The sequence below is a fragment of the Blautia sp. ZXY-1-B12 genome, assembly GCF_056339915.1.
Genome location: NZ_JBWJVP010000212.1, coordinates 70,591 through 88,928 on the forward strand (window position 1 = coordinate 70,591; position 18,338 = coordinate 88,928).

Annotated in this window: 15 protein-coding genes, 6 tRNA genes and 1 riboswitch; of the genes, 7 read left to right on the plus strand and 14 right to left on the minus strand. The window is 41.1% G+C overall.

Annotated elements, in window-relative coordinates:
• The first annotated feature begins 34 nt into the window (after positions 1-34).
• The 3 genes from AC075L_RS13690 (at position 35) to AC075L_RS13700 (ending at position 4,445) form a co-directional block, all read left to right on the plus strand.
• Positions 35-1,879: a sensor histidine kinase gene (locus AC075L_RS13690; protein WP_243099430.1), complete on the plus strand. Its 1,845-nt coding sequence runs from the start codon at positions 35-37 to the stop codon at positions 1,877-1,879.
• A complete protein-coding gene (locus tag AC075L_RS13695; protein WP_368185615.1) occupies positions 1,854-3,458 on the plus strand; it encodes an AraC family transcriptional regulator in 1,605 nt (534 codons plus the stop codon). Before AC075L_RS13690 ends, AC075L_RS13695 begins: the two co-directional genes overlap by 26 nt.
• Positions 3,459-3,638: 180 nt before the next feature.
• Entirely contained in the window at positions 3,639-4,445 is an 807-nt protein-coding gene (locus tag AC075L_RS13700) for a sirohydrochlorin cobaltochelatase (protein ID WP_118408806.1), read from the plus strand.
• Positions 4,446-4,621: 176 nt separating this feature from the next.
• Here AC075L_RS13700 and AC075L_RS13705 read toward each other — a convergent pair whose 3' ends face one another.
• From AC075L_RS13705 to AC075L_RS13720, 4 genes are all read right to left on the minus strand, one after another.
• Positions 4,622-5,131: a VanZ family protein gene (locus AC075L_RS13705; RefSeq protein ID WP_118408808.1), complete on the minus strand. Its 510-nt coding sequence runs from the start codon at positions 5,129-5,131 to the stop codon at positions 4,622-4,624.
• Positions 5,128-5,610: a hypothetical protein gene (locus AC075L_RS13710; protein WP_118408810.1), complete on the minus strand. Its 483-nt coding sequence runs from the start codon at positions 5,608-5,610 to the stop codon at positions 5,128-5,130. The genes AC075L_RS13705 and AC075L_RS13710 overlap by 4 nt, the downstream gene beginning before the upstream one ends.
• 97 nt (positions 5,611-5,707) lie before the next feature.
• Positions 5,708-5,857 (minus strand): hypothetical protein, encoded by a 150-nt coding sequence (locus AC075L_RS13715; RefSeq protein WP_173681902.1) that lies wholly within the window; start codon positions 5,855-5,857, stop codon positions 5,708-5,710.
• 122 nt (positions 5,858-5,979) lie between these two features.
• Complete coding sequence (locus AC075L_RS13720; protein WP_118408812.1) at positions 5,980-6,903, minus strand: alpha/beta fold hydrolase; 924 nt, start codon at positions 6,901-6,903, stop codon at positions 5,980-5,982.
• 397 nt (positions 6,904-7,300) lie between these two features.
• Between AC075L_RS13720 and AC075L_RS13725 the strand changes: the two genes are divergently transcribed.
• Together AC075L_RS13725 and AC075L_RS13730 are read left to right on the plus strand one after the other, a co-directional pair.
• Positions 7,301-8,362, plus strand: coding sequence for a DUF5067 domain-containing protein (locus AC075L_RS13725; RefSeq protein WP_055053484.1), 1,062 nt, complete (start codon positions 7,301-7,303; stop codon positions 8,360-8,362).
• Between the two features lie 196 nt (positions 8,363-8,558).
• Positions 8,559-8,774, plus strand: coding sequence for a DUF378 domain-containing protein (locus AC075L_RS13730; protein ID WP_118408814.1), 216 nt, complete (start codon positions 8,559-8,561; stop codon positions 8,772-8,774).
• 143 nt (positions 8,775-8,917) lie between these two features.
• On the opposite strand, the gene AC075L_RS13735 is transcribed toward AC075L_RS13730, so the two are convergent.
• The 5 genes from AC075L_RS13735 to epsC all read right to left on the minus strand — a co-directional run bounded on the left by AC075L_RS13735 (position 8,918) and on the right by epsC (position 10,448).
• Positions 8,918-8,990: transfer RNA gene (locus AC075L_RS13735), tRNA-Gly, on the minus strand.
• Between the two features lie 3 nt (positions 8,991-8,993).
• Positions 8,994-9,064: transfer RNA gene (locus AC075L_RS13740), tRNA-Gly, on the minus strand.
• Positions 9,065-9,081: 17 nt separating this feature from the next.
• Positions 9,082-9,154 (minus strand) — tRNA-Gly (locus AC075L_RS13745).
• A 3-nt stretch (positions 9,155-9,157) separates the two neighbouring features.
• Positions 9,158-9,228: transfer RNA gene (locus AC075L_RS13750), tRNA-Gly, on the minus strand.
• Positions 9,229-9,521: 293 nt separating this feature from the next.
• Positions 9,522-10,448, minus strand: a complete 927-nt coding sequence (gene epsC / locus AC075L_RS13755; RefSeq protein ID WP_118408816.1) for a serine O-acetyltransferase EpsC — start codon at positions 10,446-10,448, stop codon at positions 9,522-9,524.
• Positions 10,449-10,650: 202 nt separating this feature from the next.
• On the opposite strand from epsC, the gene AC075L_RS13760 reads away from it, so the two are divergent.
• Together AC075L_RS13760 and AC075L_RS13765 are read left to right on the plus strand one after the other, a co-directional pair.
• Positions 10,651-10,738, plus strand: a tRNA-Ser gene (locus AC075L_RS13760).
• Positions 10,739-10,848: 110 nt separating this feature from the next.
• Positions 10,849-10,919: transfer RNA gene (locus AC075L_RS13765), tRNA-Trp, on the plus strand.
• Positions 10,920-11,109: 190 nt separating this feature from the next.
• Here the strand turns inward: AC075L_RS13765 and ppk1 are convergent.
• From ppk1 to AC075L_RS13790, 5 genes are all read right to left on the minus strand, one after another.
• On the minus strand, positions 11,110-13,218 hold the full coding sequence (gene ppk1 / locus AC075L_RS13770; RefSeq protein ID WP_118408818.1) for a polyphosphate kinase 1: 2,109 nt from the start codon (positions 13,216-13,218) through the stop codon (positions 11,110-11,112).
• Between the two features lie 355 nt (positions 13,219-13,573).
• Positions 13,574-14,500, minus strand: a complete 927-nt coding sequence (locus AC075L_RS13775; protein ID WP_055200046.1) for a cation diffusion facilitator family transporter — start codon at positions 14,498-14,500, stop codon at positions 13,574-13,576.
• Between the two features lie 305 nt (positions 14,501-14,805).
• Positions 14,806-14,912: riboswitch (NiCo riboswitch) on the minus strand.
• Positions 14,913-15,106: 194 nt separating this feature from the next.
• The gene (locus tag AC075L_RS13780) at positions 15,107-16,516 is read right to left on the minus strand and encodes an MATE family efflux transporter (protein WP_055200029.1); all 1,410 of its coding nucleotides are present in this window, start codon (positions 16,514-16,516) and stop codon (positions 15,107-15,109) included.
• Positions 16,517-17,015: 499 nt separating this feature from the next.
• Entirely contained in the window at positions 17,016-17,876 is an 861-nt protein-coding gene (locus tag AC075L_RS13785) for a carbohydrate ABC transporter permease (protein WP_476387802.1), read from the minus strand.
• On the minus strand, positions 17,876-18,338 hold a 463-nt coding region (locus AC075L_RS13790), incomplete at its 5' end, for a carbohydrate ABC transporter permease (protein WP_476387803.1). The genes AC075L_RS13785 and AC075L_RS13790, both read right to left, overlap by 1 nt.

Here is an 18,338-nt window from a genome sequence, read left to right on the forward strand (position 1 = left end):
ATCAAACCTATTCATATAAGGAGTATTATGTGTAATGAAACTCAACTTGAAAAAAATAAATTATCATAAATGGATTCCTTCCAGATTTTCCTCATTTCAGGCAAAACTCCTGATTGCCTTTCTGGTTGCAACCCTGCTTCCTCTGACACTTGTTGCACTGGTCAGTTACCATGTTTCCTATAATCTTGCCAGAGACCGAATCACAAACTCTGCATTGATGTCTGATGAACAGCTTATTTTTCAGCTTAACAGCCGTCTGAACCAGACCGAAAACGTTGCTGACACCATCCAGTATCAGATGTACGCTTTTGAACACTCTTCCCCAGATCAGGTTAGCACCATGCAGGCATTAACATCCATGAGAAGCAATATTTCATTATATAAATCTACATTTGATTTCTTTCATATATATGTTTTTTTAAAACCGGAACAAACCGGAGCTGATGAGGGTATATATTTCTTTTCCACAGATAAACTTTTCAATTATGGAATCAGCGAATCTGAATTACATTCCATAGGTTCTTCTTCCCTGTGGCTGTTAAAGAAAAATACCACCTTACCCAGAGTTATATCTGCTTCCAAAAGAAGCGCAAATACACTGCTGTGTTTTCGTGCTCTTCAGGACAAATCCAGCAATGTTCTCGAATATGCTTATTGTATTGCACTTGACTGCGATGAATTTTCCCGGTATCTTCAGACTTCTGCTTCTGATACCGCAATTTCCAGTTACATTCTGACACCACAGGGACAAATTGCAGCTCACAGTGATTCTTCCCGTAATCAGACCTGGATTTCAGATTCAATAAAACAGATGTTTCTGGAAAATACCAATTCCTTCTTTAAAGACAATGACATCTACTATAACTGCCGCACTCTGGATAACGGTTGGCTGCATATTACGGAAATCCCGGAAAACTATATCAAAAGCAATACACAGGTACTGATCAAAACACTGTTGATCACTGTAATTATTTCTCTGCCGCTGACTATTTTTATTGTAATCTTTTTTTCCAGGAAACTGACAAGCAGAATTGCCGCACTGTCCTATGCCATGGAATCCTTTCATCTCGGACATGATCCGGAGCACCTTTCCATCATCACACTCCCGCATCCGGCTGATACTTCCAATTATGATGAAATAGACAATCTGGGGATTACTTTTGAAGATATGCAGCACACAATTGCCCAGAATCTGAAATCTATTGTCAGTCTCTCCATTAATGAAGAGCGCCTGAAATATCAGCTGTTACAGTCACAGATCAACCCACATTTCCTCTACAATATCCTTGGAACCATCCGAACCTGCCAGGCACTTGGCAAATTGGATATTGCAGATCAGATGCTGACAAATCTGACTGCCTTTTACCGACTGACACTGAGAAAATCAAAAGAACTGATACCGATCAAAGACGAGCTGGAAATTGCCCGCCTATATCTGGAAATGGAGAAACTCTGCCATAAAGACAATCTTAACTGGGAAATCAATGCTGAAGACGGAATAGAAAATTTCACGATCTGCAAATTTACATTACAGCCATTCCTGGAGAATTCTATCCTGCACGGTCTTTCAGCCGATACACCTGAAGTTTTTATTTCCATTCAGGTACTCTACGGTGATGATACCGTAGTGATATCCATTGAAGACAATGGAGCCGGAATGTCTCCGGAGACACTGGAACAGCTCCGATATGCCATAGACAACAAAGTCATAAATTACGAAAAACATTTTGGAATTTCAAATGTAAGCGCCCGCATTTCCAATCCTTTGTACGGTAACGGCTCTGTGCGTATTGACAGCCATCCCGGAAACGGTACCTATGTCACAATTGAATTTCAACAAATGGAGGATACAGATGAGGAAAATAATGATTGTAGATGACAATTATCTGTCAGCAGAAGGAATTGAAAAGAACATAGACTGGGAAGTTCTGAACGCAGAAATCGTACATATCTGCTACAACGGAACCTCTGCGATAGACGCTATGAAAAAAGAACCTGTAGATTTGATCATCTCAGATATTGAAATGCCGGATCTGGACGGAATTTCAATGAGCAGGCAAGCACTGGATATTAATCCAATGGTAAAAATCATACTGATCAGTGCCTATGATAAATTTGAATATGCAAGACGCGCTCTGCTTCTTGGTGCATTGGATTATATTGAAAAACCTCTGGATTACGCATATCTGATCCAGAAAGTAAAAAATGCTTTTGCCCTGATGGAACGTGAGCAGAAAAATCTGCAGTTGCTTAAACAGAGCAGGCCTTTGCTTATCGAAAAATTTTTCCGTGATATCACTCACCGTTCCAGGCAGGAGGCTTCCTATCGTCTCAAACCTTATCTGAACTACCTGAACCTTAAACTGGATTATGATTTTTATAACGTAGTGATTCTTGAACTGGAAAATGCACAGTCTCTCAGGGATTCCTATGGCATTGAGAAATTTCAGATGGAACTGCTGAATCTCCGTGATCTGATCACAGAACAAACCTCAGAATTAAATTATATTTATCCCCTGCAGGATATTGATGGTTATCTGTGTGTGATCGGACAAAGCGGCTGCCAGTCCGGAAATTTTCGCCAGCTTACCTATAAAATCATTTCTGTACTTGTAGATAACTGCAATTCACAGGGACTGGTTCTGAATGCCGGAATCGGTGCCATTGTACAGGATCTGTGGGATCTGAACCGTTCTTATGAAAGTGCAGTTCATGCACTGGATTATCGTTTCTTTTTCCCACACCAGAACGTATTTGACGGACGTGAGGCTCTTGGACATGACTTATCTGCCACTGATTTCTCCGATTCCAGAGAGGAGGAATTAATCCGCCTTCTGTGTAAAAAGGATGTTTCTGCAATTGACTCCTGGTTTCAGGATTTCTCCAGATGGCTTACTGAGAACTTCCGCACCAAAAGTTTCACATTTATCCAGATCTACTCTCTGCTTGGAAGGATTCTGAAGTTTTTCTATGAACTAAACCTGGATACCCATGATCTGGAAGCAAAGATCCTGTATGTATACAATCATCTGGAAGAATTTCATACCACAGAAGAACTATGTGGCTGGCTCAACGAACTCTGCCGCCTTCTCTGCCGGAAACTGGATTCTTCTCTGAATGATTATCACCAGAAATTATGCGAATCTGTAACTTCATATATTGACGAAAACTATGCCAGCAATACTCTGTGCCTGAACGATATCGCCAGCGAAGCCAATGTCAGCCCGGCTTATCTGAGTGCCCTCTTTAAAAAGAAACAGGGCGTGAGTATTAGTGACTATATCACTACTCAGCGAATCAACGCCGCCTGCCGTTATCTTACAGCCACAAACATGACTCTGAAGGAAATCAGTATGAAATGCGGTTACGCCAATCAATATTATTTCAGCACAAGCTTCAAGAAAAAAATGAATGTCACTCCATCTGCATACAGAGATACTCAGACGTCAAAATCTTAGCTTTTACTTGTGTTTCCCTATAACTCCCTGTATAATAAAAAACAATGTCTATTATCATGACATCTTTTTTATATGAGTGCGCAGTCAATTACCTTTTACCGCCACTACATCTGTTTTGCGGAAAACCTGTCAGTGGCAGTTGTGGTAAATGCCAATATACTGATTATAAGGAGATTTAAAATGGGGGTAACTGAAAAAACAGCAATTCTTGTTATCAGCTTCGGTACAAGTTATGAAGAAACACGAAAAAAAACAATTGAACAGATTGAATCTGACCTGCATCATGCATTTCCGGAATATCCGTTATACCGCGCATGGACAAGTCCCCGTATCCGCGCCAAACTCCAGAAGCGGGACGGGATCCACATTATGGATATTGATGAGGCAATGACCCAGCTGAAAGCGGACGGAATTCGAAATGTCGTTGTACAGCCAACCTATGTGATCACCGGATTTGAGAGTGATGCTATGAAAGAAAAAGTTCTTGCACATAAAAAGGATTTCGATTCTGTCATTATCTGTGATTCTCTGATGATTACAAAGCAGGACAAAGAAGAGGTCTGTCAGGCTATGGCACAGGAATATCACCCTGATTCTGATGAAATTCTCTTATTTATGGGACATGGAACAGAGCATGTTGCCAATGAACTTTATCCTGAGATGGACGAACTGTTTAAGCATTTCGGCTATTCCAATATGCATATGGGAACGGTTGAAGGGGATTTCTCCATTGAAAGCTTTCTGGATAAATTAAAAAATCTGCATCCGGCTCATGTTCATCTGGCACCTTTTATGATCGTCGCAGGTGATCATGCTACCAATGATATGTCCGGAGAGGACGATGATTCCTGGAAAAGTATTCTGGAAAAAGAGGGATATTCTGTCAAATGTACTCTGAAAGGTCTTGGCGAGATCCAGGCGGTCAGAGATATTTTTATCCGCCATACCAAAGCCGGACTGGACAGACTTTCAGAAATCCAGGCTTAAACGCAGCAGGAAATCAAGTGTACATTCAAGTCAAAAATTACTGTTCACAACAACACACTTCGCAGGATATTACCAGTGAACCAATGTCAAAAGGAGCATACCACATTAAGTTCTTATTAATGTGGCAGCTCCTTTTTGTCTTTCCGTTTTTTTGAATATGTATTTTTCCTGATTATTTAATGACTTCTTTTTTTCTTCTTTTTATTAGGATTATTCAGTACAGACCAGCAGAATGCCTGAACAAGAAGTATTCCGATAAACGCCCCTATACTGTCGATTCCCACATCCTTTACCGCCGGTGTACGAGCATCCACAAAAGACTGATGATACTCATCCAGCCCTGCAAATCCCACACAGACAATTCCCGCAAGAAGCATCAGCCAGATTCCTCTCACACCATAGACATATAAAGGAAAAGAAATAGCGATAGCCAGCAGAAAATACTCTGTCATATGTGCCGCTTTTCTCACATAGTAGTGAATTCCATCTGCCTTATAGGCAATCTCTTCACTGCTCAGATTCTCTGACAAAAGCTCGCTCTTCGTTTCTATGATCTCATAACTTATTTTATAGCTCAGATTACCTGAAATTTCACCCGGCTGGGCTGAAAATGAAAAGATGATATACATCATCAGCAGTGCCGGTAAAAAAGACAACGGTTTCAGCAATGTGATCAATATTTTCATTCTTTCTCGTTTTCCCCGTCTTCCTCTTCGTCTTCCAGATTCTTAACCATATTAGCCCTTTCAGCAATGCTCATTGATCTGTTCTGCCCGGATGCATCCTCTTTCTTCAGTTCTCCGCCTGCGGCAGCTTCCATTGCCGCATTCTTCGCTGCTTTTGCTTTCTTGATCTTCTCTTCTGAGAGCATATTTTTAATGCCGAAAAACAGCAGACCAGCACCAATAGCTGCAAATGCAATTCCGGCAAGCATAAATCCCATACTTGTTCCTTCTTCGCCTGTCACATATCCCTTACAGAGACTGTAACTTGTATACAACAGATACACTCCCGCCAGACTCCAGAGTATAAATCTTCCATTAGAGACTTTCTGTTCTTCTGTATCCGGCTCTTCTTCCCCGCTCTTTGCAATTTCCGGCGTATCTTCCTGCTGAATCGCTGCCGGGCTTTGTTCCAGCAGTTCTTCGTTTTCGTTTTTCTCCATAAAAACCTCCTCATATTTATAACTTTTATAACTGTTCAACACCTTAACAGATGAAACTATCTTATCATTTTTTCTTTCAAACGTAAAGTCTTATACCTTAACAGCGAGAAAGACTGCCGAATTGCTCCGACAGTCTCTCATTTTTTACAAGTTCTCCCTGTTCTGCCGCCGGATTTTTCTCCGTACAGCCTGCACAGCCAAGGCTGAAAACAAGTATCAGCAACAATATCATTTTGTTTTTTCCCAATATCCGGTTCCCCTCTCTTAAAATGGATTTTAATGGTTCTATAGCAATTCGCAGCCATCAAACAACAAATGGTTACAGATCGTTATAGTTTAACCGGATATCTCTCCATTTTATACATCCACTCAGAAACCTTTTTTTCTCATATAGACAGCAATATCATGATAAACCTGCTCCCTGTCGATCTCATTAAGAATTTCATGACGCATTCCCGGATACAGTTTCCCCTTTACATCTTTATAACCGGCCCGTCGCATAGCCCGCACTGTCTTTGCAAAATGGCGCACATTGATCAGACAGGGATCCTCAGCCCCGCTTACAAACAATACCGGCATATCTGGATTTGTACAGGAAAAATGCTCCACATCATAGGCACGCTTCATCAGTTCAAATAATGCCAGATACGCATCGTCCGTAAAAGTGAAACCACACAATTCGGATTCCTCATATTCTTTCGCCACATCAGGATCAGAACAGATCCAGGCTGTACACCTCTTATCCTTTCGGAATTTCATTGCCCCTGCACCAAATGACATTGTTTCGATAAGTTTACTTCTGTGTCTCGGTCCAAAGACTGCTTTCTCTGTCTTTGCAATGGCAACTCCCAGAGGCATGGCAGTATTGTAGCTTGGCGAACCACACACGATCAGCATATCTACACAGCTGTCATGTTCTGCCACAAATGCCCTCACTGCCAGCGAGCCCATACTGTGCCCCATCAGGATCAGCGGAAGTTCCGGATAGTATGCATGGATTTTCCTGTTCACTGTTCGGATATCCTGAAGCATCGCCTGTGCTCCCCCACCGTATGTAAAGCCGAGATCATCCTGATGTTTTACACTTTTTCCATGTCCTCTGTGATCATGGATCACCACCACATATCCAAGCTTTGCCAGATACTGCATAAACGGAATATATCTCTCTTTATGCTCACTCATTCCATGAACCAGCTGTACAACTGCACGATAGGGTTTCTTATCCGGTATCAGTGCCATGACCGAAATCTCAAGCCCGTCTGCTTCTGATTTAAAAGAACTCTCATACTTCATAGATCCACGCCTTCTTTCTGTATTTTCACATATTATTCTTTATTTTATCCGCTCCGATGTTACTGTTCACTCCGTTCTCAGTAACGTAGCCAAAATTCATTCCAGATTGCCTGCGGCAATGGAATTTTGGCTTGTATGTCTCGGGATTTTGGCATATTCATGCCAAAACACCTCGCGGGACAGTGGTGTGTGAACAGTAACCACTCTGATTACTATAATTTTGATTATAAGTAAGACAATTGCCATTGTCAACGCATTCTGATATAATCAATTATATCGTTACTGTTACTCTGTTCTCAGTAACATTACATCTGCATGAATGTTATTGCAGATACAAAACCGAAACTTTTTAACATAATACGTTTCAGAGCGGTTATGCTCTAAGGCAGGAGGAAATATGACAAAAGGTAATAAAAAAGGACATGCCGGGCTGATTATTTTCATTCTGATCCTGGTTCTCGTCATTGGCGGAGGTACAGGTTTCTATTTCTATCAGCGACAGCAGCCACGCAAGGCAGTTGAAAATTTTCTTGACAGTATGAAGAAAATGGACTTCAATACAATGGAATCCATGATCCAGAGCAGCGATCTCACAGCACTGGACAATGCAGATATCCGCGATGCCGCATACACGGATTTCTTCTCAGAAATTAACAAAAAGATGACCTATAAAATCACCAGAAACAGATTCGACATCCAGAATGGTACAGCTTCTGTCACAGCACATATCACTTACATTGACGGAACCAATATTTATAAAGCGACTATCACTGAATTTCTCCGTCAGATCGTTTCCAACGCTTATGCCGGAAACCAGCTTACAGAAGAGGAGACACAGGCAAAACTTGCTTCCATTCTGAATGAACAGGCAAAAAAAGTGGAAAAAGATGTATTCTCCGAAACAGATATCACCTATCCGGTGATCAAAACAGATTCCGGATGGAAAATTGTTTCTCTGGATGATGAGACAGTAAAAATCATGTCAGCAAACTTCAAGAGTGTTGAAGAGGAAATAAACAACTCCCTCAACAATATGGATAACGAAGATTCCTCAGGTTCTTCTTCCAATGCACCGGAGGCATCTGCAGATGATACGCTTAATCTCACAACAGAAAAATTTACGATCAAATATACCAAACATACGATCACCAAAGACTTTGCCGGAAATCCATGTATTATGGTTTATTACGATTACACCAATAATTCTTCCTCTGCATCCAGTGCAATGGTTGATGTCAGCCTAAAAGCTTACCAGCATGGAGAATCCTGCGAGGCAGCGATTCCCGAGAATAATGACGATGCCATCGATCATTTTACAGCTGAGATTCAGCCCGGACAGACCGTTAATGTATGCCAGGCATTTACACTGACAGATGAGAGTGATGTAACGGTTCAGGCACAGGAGGCATTTTCCTTCGATGAAGACGCAAATGCCAGACAGATACTTAAAGTAAAATAATCCGATTGTCAGACAGAGATCCTCAATTGAGGCAGGGAACTTATTTGATTCTGTTAAAATACGCACAGCGATTCAAAATTAATTTGGACCTGCTGTGCATATTTTTTGTCTTCCATGGAACAATATGAAATGTAATAGCTTTATGATTCCTGTCAGAGCTGTCTGCAGCCACAGGGAGACGAAAGGATGGTGACTTATGGGAAGTAAATGTTTAAGATATACGGCACTGACGATTTCCATCATCGGAGCTGTTAACTGGGGACTGATCGGTTTTTTCAATCTGAATCTGGTTGCTCTCCTTTTCGGAAGCATGAGCTGGATTTCCAGAATCATATATGGTCTGGTAGGAATTTGCGGTCTCTGTCTTCTGACCTTCTACGGTGATTCCGACACTATCTCAGAACAATCCTGAGTACAAGCCGACATCTGAAATTATAATTCTATACTATAATCCTTCCTAACGGACTGTGGCATATTTATCAAATAGATATGCCGCAGTTCTTTTATAGTAGTTCTTAAAAGAAAAAAGGACTTCAGAAAATCCGAAGTCCTAAGAGCGATAGACGGGGCTCGAACCCGCGGTCTCGACCTTGGCAAGGTCGCGCGTTACCAACTACGCCACTATCGCACAAGCGGGTGATGGGAATCGAACCCACGTATCCAGCTTGGAAGGCTGGTGTTCTACCATTGAACTACACCCGCAAATATTCAGTTGAAAGAGCGATAGACGGGGCTCGAACCCGCGGTCTCGACCTTGGCAAGGTCGCGCGTTACCAACTACGCCACTATCGCATAAGCGGGTGATGGGAATCGAACCCACGTATCCAGCTTGGAAGGCTGGTGTTCTACCATTGAACTACACCCGCACAGCTTGTTGTCTGTGTATCTCTGTCGCATCAACGAAGATTAGTATATATGATGAAACTGTATTTGTCAACACTAAATTTAAATTTTTTCTATTTTTTTAACAACATATACAAATTATCATCTGACAAACAATTCTGTCAGGCAGATAAAATCATCCGTTTCGCTGCTCAGCTCTATACCGAATAACTGCTACGCAGTTTATCAGAAGGAGCTTTCACTCCTCCTGATATAAGCAAATTTCCACCTGCTGCTTATTTGTAAAATAATTCCTGTTTACAGTGTTAACCAGAGATCAGTTCTCCCAATCCCATACATTCGTAGCTTCCACTGAACTTCTTGGTTTCTTGATCACAAGTTCAGGACTCTTCGCACTGACCTTGGTGTTTGCCGGAATAGATGCTGTAATAAAGGTATTACCTCCGATGATCGTATTCTCTCCGATCACAGTCTCACCGCCCAGCACAGAAGAGTTAGAATAAATTGTCACATTATCTCTGATTGTCGGATGTCTCTTCACATTGGCAAGCAGCTGTCCCTGACGGGTGGAAAGCGCACCAAGAGTCACACCCTGATATAATTTCACATTCCTTCCAATCTCTGTAGTCTCACCAATTACAACACCGGTTCCATGATCAATGAAGAAATATTCTCCAATCGTTGCGCCCGGGTTAATATCAATTCCTGTATAACCATGTGCATACTCAGACATTATTCTCGGAATAAACGGTACATTCTCAAGATAAAGGACATGTGCAAGTCTATATACATAAATTGCATAAAATCCAGGATAAGAGAAAATAATTTCCTCTTTACTCTTAGCAGCCGGGTCACCGTCAAAACCTGCCTGCAGGTCAGTCAGCAGCATACGCTGGATTTCCGGAACATTTGCAAAAAATCTCTCTGTGATCTGCTCTGCATGTTCTTTGGCCTTCTGTTCTTCTTCACCCTGATATAAAAATGCAATCTCAATCTGTTCCTGCAAGCAGTCATACAGATCATTCAGGCGATATGCCACATAATGCTCCGGAAACACGCTGGCACTGGAATCCACACTGAAATATCCGGGAAAAATAATAGACCTCATATCTTTAATGAAGTTAATGATCTCTTTCTTATTTGGAAGACGTTCTCTGTCCTTTCCCAGAAAGAGTTCTTCTTTACGGTAAGTATCTGTCAGCTTCTCCACAGCCTCCAGAATTATTTTCTTTTTATCTGTCATGATCGTCACCTATCTGCTTTCCTCGCAGTTGCTTATTATCCCCGGACAATAGCAATCCAGAGGGTACACAACCGCATTTTGTTATTATCTTATTACAGCAAAACCAATTCGTCAATAAAAAAAGAATTGACCTTTCCGTAGATTCCTTATATAATAAAAATCAGTTCCAGTTACACTTCAGAACTGTTTCTAATCTTAATATGGAGATGTACCCAAGAGGCTGAAGGGACCGCACTCGAAATGCGGCAGGCCGGGCAACCGGTGCGAGGGTTCAAATCCCTCCATCTCCGCTCTTTCTTTTTAAAATTCTTTATAATAAAAATGCACAATAAGCTTGACAATCGTTGCTTTTATATGTATAATTGCAACAGTAAAAGAAATTTTACAAGTTGGTTTTGATAGGGGATTGGTCAAATGGTATGATAGGGGTCTCCAAAACCTTTGGTGGGAGTTCGATTCTCTCATCCCCTGCTCTTAAAAACGCTCGAGAACCTTGTATTTACTGGATTTCGGGCGTTTTCGTTTTATCTCGGATGATCAAAAGTAATCATAGAAGTAATCAAAAAGATACTATATGAATCTATTATACTAATCCACATAGTATCTTTTTCAGGCAATCTACAATATTGTCAACAAATATTTCTTCTTAATCTTCTACTTTTCAATCTTCTCTTTTTTTCTGGGTCTTCTCCGCATTGCTGTATGCCATAGCATAAAAGATTTCCTGGGAATTGAGTTTGACATCATTCAGGCTTCTGTCTGCATAATTTCCTGTTTCTGTCAGTCTCTTTCCTTTTTCATCATCATTCATCATGGTCTCGAACATCCAGTCCAGACGTTCTTTTAATTTCTCATTAAGAACCGGAGCAGCCACCTCCACACGACGAACTGTATTTCTTGTCATAAAGTCAGCAGATGCAATATATATTTTTTCTCTTTCTTTTGTACCGAAACGGTAGATTCTGGAATGCTCCAGATAACGTCCTACAATACTTATAACCTTGATATTCTCTGTGTATCCTTTTATCTCCGGAATCAGACAACAGATACCTCTGACAACCATTTCTATCTTAACACCTGCCTGAGATGCTTCTACCAGTTTATTGATGATCACCTTATCTGTCAGGGAATTGATCTTGATTCCAATATAGCCTTCCTTTCCCTGTTTCACCTGGTCGATTTCTTCCTGTATCATATCCAGAACTCTGTTCTGCAGACATTTCGGTGCAACCAGAAGAAGATTGGATTTCTCAACAACTTCCCCTTTCAGAAGAGCTGCAAACACTTCTGCTGCTTCTTTTCCGATTTCCTGGTTTGCTGTGATCAGCGACAGGTCTGTGTAAAGTGCAGATGTTTTTTCATTATAATTACCTGTACCGATCTGTGTGATATAGGACACACCCTTATCTGTTTTTCTGGAGATCAGGCACAGCTTGGAATGTACTTTATATCCATTCAGTCCATAGATCACTCTGCAGCCTGCCTCTTCCAGTTTTCTGGAATATTCAATATTGCTTTCCTCATCAAATCTGGCTCTCAGCTCTACAAGTACAACAACTTCTTTTCCGTTTTCTGCTGCTTCCACCAGAGCATCTACAATCTGGCTCTTGTCCGCCAGACGATATAATGTCATCTTGATGGATACAACAGAATCATCCTTTGCAGCCTCATTCAGAAGATTAATAAAAGATCTGATATTTTCAAATGGATAGGATAACAGTACATCTTTCTTCATGATCTGTGGAATCAGGGCTCTCTTGCCATCCAGCTCCGGCGTCATTCTGGGAGTTCTTCTCTGATAGAAAAGTTTATCCTGGGCAGTATTTCTCAGATATCCCTGAAGTCCGAATACAAAAGACATATCAAGCGGAACTCTGGTCAAAAATACGTGTTCTTTATCCACATGAAGCTCCTTACAAAGCGAACTTATCATCTTTTTATTCAAGTCTCTGGATAACTCCATTCTCACAGGATTCATTCGTCTTCTCTGCTTGATCAGATTCTCCATTGCATCCCTGTAATCCAAATCCTCATCATAAATGGTTTCTGTATCAATATCTGCATTTCTGGTAATACGGAGCAGCGCTTTCTCCCTGATCTCATAATTCTTAAACATTTTTGGAAGAAAATGAAGGATCAGCTCCTCTGAAAGCATGAAAGTCCCTTTTCTTGTGGGAATATCGATCAAACGTCTGAATACAGTATTACTGCATGGGATAATGGCTGTTTTTGTTTTTCCACCCTTGCTCATCAGTGATGCCACTGCATAAATATTTTTATTTTTCAGGAATGGAAATGGCTGCTGTTTGCTCACAATATTTGCAGACAGATACGGTGCGATCTCCTGATCAAAATATGTTTCCAGAAGCTTGCCTTCCTCTGCAGATAATCTGTTAAAATTGATCAGACGCACTCCGTAAGGCTCCAGTTCTCCCATCAGCTGTTCATAGATAGCTGCCTTTTTCTGATCCAGATTTCTGGTGGCCTGAAGGATTGCAGTTACCTGTTCTTCACTGGTCATATTGGTTTTGTTCTCACGTATTACTTCAGATGCTTCCATCTGATCCATCAGAGTTCCGACTCTGACTCTGTAAAATTCATCCAGATTTGACTGATAAATAGCGGCAAATGTCAGTCTCTCTGCAAGCGGAACTCTTGGATTTCCCGCCTCATTTAAAACTCTCTCATTAAACTTCAGCCAGGACAGTTCTCTGTTCATCATATATACAGGTGCCGTAATTTCTTTTGTCTTTTTCTGTTGTTTTCTCATTCGGATAATTCCTCACTCTTTTTATTCGTGATATCAGTGGCAAAATTTATCAAACCTTTTGACTCTGACATCCCATAACATTTAGAATTATAAACTTTGAATATCAATTCCATGGAATGTCCATGTTATATTTACGTAAAATTTCCAGTCAAACAAATAAATTTATCTGTTTCTCAATAAAAAAGTGATTTCTGCTATTCTATAGCAGTCCTTTCGCTACCTGTATTTTCTGTACGCTTCCCAGACTTACTGCCATACAAAGAACAGATAATACGAGTTTCGCTTATAGCATAGATGATTATCCAATAAAAAACAAGACTGCCCAGATTATACTTCGGACAGTCTCGCTTTTTATTTACTCATTCACCGGATTCACATGAACCATGCAGTGTTTTACGTCTTTAAAATTTTTCTCTATAGTATGATGAACATTCTCTGCAACGTCATGTGCCTCATTCAGTGGAATCTCACCATCTGCTGAGATTTCAATATCCACATACATCTTAGAACCAAATAATCGTGTCTGGAGAAGGTCGATTCCTTTCACGCCTTTCACACCCATGATCACTTCTCTCATGCTCTCTTCTGTTGCCTCATCGCAGGAATGGTCAACCATCTTATCGATGGCATCTCTGAAAATATCTACAGATGCTTTCACGATCAGTACACAGATTGCAACACTGGCAATCGGATCCAGAATCGGGAAGCCAAGTCTCGCACCCAGGATACCGATAAATGCACCAACAGAGGACATTGCATCTGAACGGTGGTGCCATGCATCTGCCATCAGTGCACCGGAATTTATTTTCTTCGCAGCACTTCTGGTATACCAGAACATCCACTCCTTCACTACAATAGAAACAACTGCCGCAATCAGTGCCAATGTTCCGGGAATTGCAATGCTTGCTCCTGAAGTACTCTTAATAATGTTCTCAATTCCATTCATACCGATTCCGATACCGGTTGCCAGAAGTAACCCGGACAAAATAATGGAAGATACACATTCCATCCGCTCATGTCCATACTGATGCTCCTTATCGGATTTTTTGCTGGATAAATTCACACCGACTATTACTACGAAAGTACTTCCCACATCAGATGCTGAATGAATCGCATCTGAGATCATGGCACCTGAATGTGCCAGAATTCCGGCAAGTAATTTAAATAAGGAAAGTAACAGGTTTACTGCAATACTCACACCTGATACCTTCATTGCCACCTTATGTTCCCATGCAGGCTCTTCCTTCTTAGCTGTCGTGTTACTGTTTGTCTTGTCTGACATTGCTGTCATGTTTAATTTTTTTGTCTGTTCCATAAACCAGGACCTCCTAAATTTTCTTTTCAAATATATAAGCTTTTGTACTTTCCTATATTTGAGTTTACAGGTTCTTCTTATGTCACATACATTGCGCCACAGTCAGAAAACATATTTCCTTTCTGTGGCTTATCAAAGTGCGGTCTTACAGGGGTCTTTTTGTATTTCGGAACTGCACCTGTCTCAGAAAATCCTCCTAAAAAATCCCTCTAAAAGAAAATCTTTCCAAAACATACTTTTCAGAAAACAAAAAGACACACCTGCGGAACATACACTGTCCCACAGATATGTCTGAAAATTTTCATATCTGCTGCCGCTTCGCGCGGCCCGGCCCCACGCCCTCGAGCATCTCGGGCATCGCCTGCTCAGTTTGTACTGTTGATCTCGCATTCTGTTGAATGTAATGCAGTGCAAAGAGAATTAATGTTACATATATCAATTCACAAATAGCATGATGTGAATCAAACACAAGTCATATTATAATAGTTTTATAAGACTGTTTCTATTTGACTTTCACTGATAATACACTATAGTATATCGGTTAGTCAAGCCAAATGTTATTGAAAATTTTTATCATGATGAAACGATATTCTGCAGCCACACACCCTTCTTAACCAGCACAAACCCAATCACACACTTAATCAGATCCGCCAGCTGCACACATGCATAAATCACAAGCACATGAATACCTGTATAACGACTCAGCACAAATGCGATCGGCACACTGACGCACCAGATAAACACACTGTCAAACAGGAACGTAATAATCGTCTTTCCACCGGAACGTAGGGTAAAATAGGTTGCATGCAAAAACGCATTCTGCGGCATAAAGAATGCTGTGAGCATAATCAGATACTTCGCCAGCTCCCTCGCCTCATCATTAGTATTATAGAGCATTGGAAACAGCGGTGCCATAACAAACATCACCATTGCCACACAGGTACAGCACATCACTGAGAACGCGATCATCTTGTTATCTGTATCTCTCGCTTTCTTCATATCTCCCGCACCCAGAAGCTGTCCCACAATAATCGCAACAGAATCTCCCAGCGCAATAAACACAATATTAAACACATTGTTGATGGTATTGGAAATATTCAGCGAAGCAACCACATTCAGCCCTCGAATCGAATAACACTGAGTCAGCATCGCCATGGCAGAAGCCCATAAAGTCTCATTAAACAACAGCGGTGTACCCTTGACCAGAATCTTCTTTGTCAGATTCGCAGGAACCTTAAGCGTGCTGTACAGCCCCTTTGCAAATGCATTCTTCTCCGTATGCCTGTGTGTCCAGCCTATTACAATTGCCGCCTCCACATAACGTGACAGCACAGTTGCAATTGCCGCACCTCTCACACCCAGTCTAGGGAAGAAAAATACACCATAGATCAACAGATAATTAAACAACAGATTCACACAGATTGCCACAACCCCGGCTTTCATTGGCAGAACAGTCTCTCCGCACTCTCTCAGAGTACTGGAATAAATCTGCACCATCATAAACGGCGGCAATCCCAACAGCATAATATCCAGATACTGCTTTCCATACTTAAGCGTATCTGCAATCTGCTGCGCAGTACCCTCTCCCTGAAGATACATACTGATCAGATTCTCTCCAACAGTCAGAAACAGTAAAATTGTTCCAATCGTCAGAATCATAGCCATCCAGAACTTATATCTGAATGTCTGCCTCACACCCTCGTGATCCTTCTGTCCAAAATACTGCGCCGTGAAAATACCCGCTCCGGATACCCCTCCGAAAATGCACAGATTATAGACAAAAATCAACTGATTCACAATGGAAGCCCCCGACATCTGCTCCGTACCGATTCGTCCGATCATAATATTATCCAGCAGACTCACGAAATTCGTAATTCCATTCTGGATCATGATCGGAACAGCCACAGCCAGAACCATCATATAAAACTTCCTGTCACCGATAAACTTCTTACGAAACGATGACCTTTCTTTCGTCCTCTCCATAAAACTTTTCCTCATCCTTCTTCACAAAAACAGACTGTCCTGAGACAGCCCTCGCCTTAAGCGTTGTATCACCTACATTACTATAAAACCTCCAACATTTCAAGCCCATATCTGTAAAATTTATACTATCATTTTCTATTCCGTTTATGTTCCGTTTCTATCCATTCCATCTCCAATAACACACTTCCATACCTATCATTCACAGTCCCAGCCAGTTCACAGCGAAGAAAAATAAATGTTTTGAACCACATCTACAGGGGGTGTAGCAACTCTTAGTCTTTGGGAATTTGCGTTATGTCAGAAAAATTCACTGTCTGAGCGAAGCGAGTTTGAATTTTTCTGGCATGGTTTTAGCAAATTTCCAAAGGCTTAGAGTTCCTGCCCCCGCAGCCGTGGTTCAAAACATTTATTTTTCTTCGCGTCCCCTTTGAAACCATTAAAAAACTGCCGTTCCCCAATAATGAGGAAAACGACAGCTTTTCAAAAAGTATTTGCAAGCCTATTTAATAGCACCCTCAACCATACCATTCATAATCTGCTTCTGAGCAAGCAGGAATACGATGATCATCGGAATCATTGCCAGGAGTGCTGCAGTAAGGATCGAATCCCACTGCTTAACATAAGAACCAACAAACGCCTGTACAGCAACCGGAAGAGTCTTAACCTTACCATTCTGTCCTAACATCAGAGAAGGAAGAAGGTAATCATTCCAGATCCACATACCATTCAGAATAGTAACAGTAACAATAACCGGTTTCAGAAGTGGAAGGATAATGCGGAAGAAAGTTCCCTCAGGAGAACATCCGTCAATCGCTGCTGCTTCTTCCAGTTCATATGGAATACCTTTAATAAAACCAGTTAAGATAAATACTGTCATAGCACCACCGAATCCACAGTATGCAAATACAATACCAGGAATAGACTGAAGCATGTTGATTCCAAGGAATTTACCTACATCACGGAATGTAGAAACCAGAGGAAGCATAACTACCTGGAAAGGAATTGTCATGGATGCGATAAATGTCATGTAAATAGCTGTTGACCATTTTGTCTTGTTACGGCAGATAACCCACGCAGCCATACCACCGAATAAAGCAAGTAATACAAGGGAAACAACTGTAATGGTCGCAGATGTTCCGAATGCACTCCAGAAACTGAAGTTAGAGTTGTTGACAACGTTTGAAATATTTGTCTTAAACTGTGCAAAGCTTGCACCTGCAAAGCTTACAGGGTTTGCAACAATACCGTTTGCATTCTTAAATGTATTAATAAGTACCAGATAAAAAGGAGATAATATGTACGCTGCGATAACAATCGCAACAGCTGTAAGCACTACCTTTGGAGTTTTCTTCGTAACCATTACATTTCAACCTCCTTCTTATTGGAAATTCTAACCTGAATAATAGATACAGCAGCCAGGATAATGAAGAACAGAATAGCTTTCGCCTGACCAAGTGCATAATTGTTCTTGGAGATCGCTGTATTATAAATATTCAGAGCCAGCATCTGAGTACCGTTTGTCAGATAGTTTCCGAAGAAACTTGCAACAGAACCTGTACCATTTGTCAAAGCCATGTTAACATCGAACTGTTTGAATGCTGATGTTAAAGTAAGGAATGTACAGATTGTAATTGTAGCTGCGATCATCGGAATCTTGATCTTAAATAATGTTGTAACTGCATTTGCGCCATCGATCTGAGATGCTTCCAGTACATCTTTAGGTACCTGTGTCAGACCTGTTACATAGATCAGCATGATATAACCTGCATACTGCCAGATATAAACAACGATGATAGCCATCATAGCTGTGTTTGTCTTTGAC

Bases quoted from the DNA above. Each gene is read 5' to 3' on its own strand.
- AC075L_RS13690 (WP_243099430.1), top strand. From the start codon at position 35: ATGAAACTCAACTTGAAAAAAATAAATTATCATAAATGGATTCCTTCC.
- AC075L_RS13695 (WP_368185615.1), top strand. From the start codon at position 1,854: ATGAGGAAAATAATGATTGTAGATGACAATTATCTGTCAGCAGAAGGA.
- AC075L_RS13700 (WP_118408806.1), top strand. From the start codon at position 3,639: ATGGGGGTAACTGAAAAAACAGCAATTCTTGTTATCAGCTTCGGTACA.
- AC075L_RS13705 (WP_118408808.1), bottom strand. From the start codon at position 5,131: ATGAAAATATTGATCACATTGCTGAAACCGTTGTCTTTTTTACCGGCA.
- AC075L_RS13710 (WP_118408810.1), bottom strand. From the start codon at position 5,610: ATGGAGAAAAACGAAAACGAAGAACTGCTGGAACAAAGCCCGGCAGCG.
- AC075L_RS13720 (WP_118408812.1), bottom strand. From the start codon at position 6,903: ATGAAGTATGAGAGTTCTTTTAAATCAGAAGCAGACGGGCTTGAGATT.
- AC075L_RS13725 (WP_055053484.1), top strand. From the start codon at position 7,301: ATGACAAAAGGTAATAAAAAAGGACATGCCGGGCTGATTATTTTCATT.
- AC075L_RS13730 (WP_118408814.1), top strand. From the start codon at position 8,559: ATGGGAAGTAAATGTTTAAGATATACGGCACTGACGATTTCCATCATC.
- epsC (WP_118408816.1), bottom strand. From the start codon at position 10,448: ATGACAGATAAAAAGAAAATAATTCTGGAGGCTGTGGAGAAGCTGACA.
- ppk1 (WP_118408818.1), bottom strand. From the start codon at position 13,218: ATGAGAAAACAACAGAAAAAGACAAAAGAAATTACGGCACCTGTATAT.
- AC075L_RS13775 (WP_055200046.1), bottom strand. From the start codon at position 14,500: ATGTCAGACAAGACAAACAGTAACACGACAGCTAAGAAGGAAGAGCCT.
- AC075L_RS13780 (WP_055200029.1), bottom strand. From the start codon at position 16,516: ATGGAGAGGACGAAAGAAAGGTCATCGTTTCGTAAGAAGTTTATCGGT.
- AC075L_RS13785 (WP_476387802.1), bottom strand. From the start codon at position 17,876: ATGGTTACGAAGAAAACTCCAAAGGTAGTGCTTACAGCTGTTGCGATT.